This is a genomic window from Rhodoplanes roseus (genome assembly GCF_003258865.1).
In the GTDB taxonomy this organism is placed as follows: domain Bacteria; phylum Pseudomonadota; class Alphaproteobacteria; order Rhizobiales; family Xanthobacteraceae; genus Rhodoplanes; species Rhodoplanes roseus.
Map to the genome: position 1 here is coordinate 1 of NZ_NPEX01000042.1, position 4,109 is coordinate 4,109.

At 72.2% G+C, this 4,109-nt stretch carries 3 protein-coding genes; all 3 read right to left on the reverse strand.

From position 1 onward, the window contains the following. On the reverse strand, window positions 1–2,827 hold a 2,827-nt coding region (gene cobN / locus CH341_RS08660; protein ID WP_111418639.1), incomplete at its 3' end, for a cobaltochelatase subunit CobN. A gap of 2 nt (window positions 2,828–2,829) precedes the next feature. Then, window positions 2,830–3,861, reverse strand: coding sequence for a cobalamin biosynthesis protein CobW (cobW, locus tag CH341_RS08665; protein WP_111418640.1), 1,032 nt, complete (start codon window positions 3,859–3,861; stop codon window positions 2,830–2,832). 8 nt (window positions 3,862–3,869) lie between these two features. After that, window positions 3,870–4,109, reverse strand: a 240-nt coding sequence (locus CH341_RS35175) for a DUF1636 domain-containing protein (protein WP_210208216.1), incomplete at its 5' end; no start/stop codon positions are given.

A 4,109-nucleotide genomic window follows, 5' to 3' on the forward strand; every position in this document is an offset into this window, starting at 1 on the left:
CGGCCGCGGCCGCCACCTGCTGCTCCAGTGCATCGCGCGCGAACACGCCGTCGTCGCGGCCGCCATAGGCGTGCGCGCTGCCGGCCAGCCAGGCCTCCGCGGCGGCCGCTGCGGTCTCGGGCGTCAGGTCGTCGACGGCCTCGGCGACGCCGACACCGTAGGCCCCCGGCGCCGGGCCGAAGACATGCGGGCCGGCGTCGCGTCCGACGAACGGGTTCTCTTCGATCGGCTCGTCGCGGGCCGCCAGTGCGGTCACGGCCTGCTCGAACAACACCGGCAGGGTCGGAAAAACGTCGCGGAACAGCCCGGAGATGCGCAGCGTCACGGCGATGCGCGGGCGGCCGAGCTGGGCCAGTGTCAGCACCTCGAAGCCGGAGACGCGGTCCGAGGTGTTGTCCCACACGGGGACGACCCCGATCAGCCGCAGCGCCATGGCGAACTCTTCGCCCGCGGTCCGCATGGTGGCGGAGCCCCAGAGATCGACCACGATCGAGCCCGGATACTCGCCATGGTCCTGCAGGTGTCGCGTCAGCAGCGCGTCGGCGAGGCGCTCGCCCTGATCGGCGGCGGCGCGGCTCGGCACCGCGCGCGGATCGATGGCGAAGAGATTGCGCCCGGTCGGGAGCACGTCGCGCCGTCCGCGCCAGGGCGAGCCGGCCGGCCCCGGTGTCACGGCCTTGCCATCGAGGGCGGCGAGCAGGCTGTCCCGCTCGGCCTCGGCGCATCGATCGAACGGCATGCCGGCGAGCGTCTCGTCGTCGTCCGCGGGCAGCGCCGGCGCGCGGCCGAACACGTGCAGCCCGTCCGAGAACAGTGTCGCCTTCACGTCGCACACGAAGGCGTCGAGCTTCACCACGGCGTCGTGGGCTGGCGTGTCGGGCGACAGCCCGGTGTCCCGATCGAGCCCGCTGTCGCGGGCCGCCGCGACGATGTCGGCGGCGAGGCGCTCGCGCCGCCGCGGATCGAGCCCGTCCGCATTGGAGTATTCGTCCAGCAGCCGCTCCACCGTGTGCAGACCGTCGGGCAGGACGCCGCTGCGCTGCGGCGGCGTCATGTGGCCGATCGTGACGGCGCCGAGCCGGCGCTTCGCCGTCGCAGCCTCGCCCGGATCGTTGACAATGAATGGATAGACGACCGGCGTCGGCCCCAGCAGCGCATCGGGCCAGCAGGTGCCGGAGAGCGCCACGGACTTTCCCGGCAGCCATTCGAGCGTGCCGTGCGCGCCCAGATGGACGAGCGCATCGATGCCGGCGACACGGCGCAGCCACAGGTGAAAGGCAACGAAGCTATGTCGCGGCGCCCGCCGCGCGTCGTGATACTCGGCCGCCCGGTCGCTGCGGCTGCCGCGCTCCGGCTGGGCGGCGACGACGACTTTCCCGCAGCGGACGGCACGAAACACCATCCGGCCGTCGCGCACCGACGGGTCGTCCGCCGGGGCGCCCCACTGGGCGAAAAGCGCGTCGCGCAGTATCGGGTCGAGCGTGGCGAGGGCGGCCTCGTAGTCGGCGAGCGGCCACGCCGTCTCCTCGGCGAGCAGCCGATCGATCAGCGCGGCGTGATTTGCGGGCGCAGCGTCGACCGCATAACCGGCTTCGGCGAGCAGACGCAGCACCGCGACGGCGCTCTCCGGCGCATCGAGGCCGACCGCGTGGGCGATCTGATCGTCGCGGCCCGGATAGGCGGAGAGCACCAGTGCCAGCCGTCGTTCGCCGCGCGGTTTGCGGCGCAGGCGGATCAGCGCCAGCGCGCGCTCCGTCACGGCGTCGACGCGCTCGCCGTGCGGTGCGTGTACGACGCGCGCGAAGCCGAGATCGGGGTCGACCGGCTCGGGCTCCTTGAACGAGACCACGCCGGCGAAGACGCGCCCGTCGATCTCGGGCAGCACCACATGGATGGCGAGGTCGGTGGGCGACAGGCCGCGTTCGGATTTCACCCAGGCCGCCTGCGACGATCCCGCGAGGGCGACCTGCAGCACCGGGACATCGGCGACATCGAACGGACCGCCATCCCCGTCACGGGCCGAGAACGCCGTGACGTTGACGATCACGTCGGGCTGGATGGTCGCGAGCGTCTCGCGCAGCCAGCTCCGCGTCTCCGGCTCCTTGAGGCTGCCGACGAAGACGCCGACCGGCGTCACGCCGCGCTCCTTCAGCGCGGCCATCAGGCACTCGACCGGCGCGAGATCGGCTGCAGCGACGACGGCGCGATAGAACACGACGAGCGCCCGAGGCGCGCCGCCGCCCGCTGGGGCTGGGGACTCGACCGGGCACCGCGCAAAATCGCCCGGGAAGAAGCCGTGCCGGGGCAGGGCGCGGACACCCAGCACGGGCACGGCCCACAGACCCGACGCGAGCGCGAGCTGCGCCAGCGCGCCTTGCGCCGCCCGGGCCCCGCCGGTGTCGCACAGCGTTTGCAGCCGGCGCAGCGTCGAGACCGGCACGTTGGACACCTCGTCGAGCCGCGGGTCGGCACGCCCGTCGCCGGGCACGACCGCGAGCGCGATGCCTTTTTGGTCCGCCACGGCGCGCAGCTGCTCGATGCCGTAGCGCCAGTAGTCGAGCCCGCCCAGAAGCCTGATCAGGATGCCCTTGGCGTGCGCCAGGGTCTTCTCGATGTAGAGGTCGACCGAGAGCGGATGGGCGAGGCGGGCGAGGTTGGCGAGCCTGAGACTCGGCAGATCGTCGCGTCCGGCGCGCCACCCGGCCGCGAAGGCGCCGAGATCGCTGTCCGCGAACGACATCACGACGAGGTCGGCGGGCGCGTGGCCGAGATCCTCGGCCGTCGCTGCCTCCTCGAGGCCGTGTCGTTCGCGGAGCAGGATGTGCATCGCTATCCCTGCAGGGCCGCCGTGACGGCGGCTTGGTCGAAGCCCTTCTGGCCGATGACGACCAGCCGCGAGACGCGCTCCTCGCCGCTCGTCCAGGGGCGGTCGAACTGGGCGCGGACCCGCGTGCCGACACCTTGCACCAGGAGTCGCATCGGCTTGCCGCACACCACCACATAGCCCTTGGCGCGCAGCACGCCGTGCTCGCGCGCGATCGCTTCGACCTTGCCCACCACCTCGGTCACGGTCGCATGGTCCGGCAGCGTCACCACGATGGTCTCGAAATCGTCGTGGTCGTGCTCCGCGTGGCTGTCGTGATGCGACGGCCGCGCGTCGAGATCGGCTTCGGCGGCGGCACCGAGGCCGAGCACCACGCGCGGGTCGACGCGGCCTTCGAGGGTCTCGATCACCAGGACAGGACGCGGCGACTCCGCCTGCACGGTGCTGCGCGCCTGCGCCAGGCCGGCGGCGTCGACGAGATCGACCTTGTTGAGGATCACGATGTCGGCGCAGGCGACCTGATCCTCGAACACCTCGCCGAGCGGCGTGTCGTGATCGATGCTCTCGTCGGCGTTGCGCTGGGCCGCGACCGCCGGGAGGTCGGGGGCGAAGCGGCCGTCCGCCACGGCCTCCGCGTCGGCGACCGCGATGACGCCGTCGACCGTGATGCGGGTGCGCAGATCGGGCCATTCGAAGGCCTTGAGCAGTGGCTTCGGCAGCGCCAGCCCGGACGTCTCGATCAGGATGTGCTCGGGCGGCTCGGGCCGGGCGAGCAACGCCGTGATGGTCGGCACGAACTCGTCGGCGACCGTGCAGCAGAGGCAGCCATTGGTGAGCTCGACGATGGAGTCCGCCGGGCAGCTCGGGTCGGCGCAGCCTTTCAGGATGTCGCCGTCGACACCGAGGTCGCCGAACTCGTTGACCAGCACGGCCAGCCGCCGGCCCGCCGGGTTCTCGATCAGATGCCTGACCAGGCTGGTCTTTCCGGCTCCCAGGAAGCCCGTGATGATGGTGACGGGAATTTTCTCGAGCGACATGGGGGATCCTAGGATCTGGCCAGCGGCGGGATGCGGGCGATGACGCCCTTGCGGAGGATGTCTGGACGCTCGCGCCAGGGCACGAGACCGTCGGAGGTCGCGGCGTAGCGGGTCGCGCCGGTCAGCACGTCGTCGAGCGAGTCGGGGCCGAGTCCGCCATGGACGTAGCTCCACCGGCCCGGGCCGGCGAAGGCCACGGTGCAGGCCCGGTTGCAGTTGGAGAGGCACTCCGCCGGGACGATGTCGAG

Excerpts from the sequence above, each read along its gene's own strand:
- cobW (WP_111418640.1), bottom strand. The coding sequence starts at position 3,861 with ATGTCGCTCGAGAAAATTCCCGTCACCATCATCACGGGCTTCCTGGGA.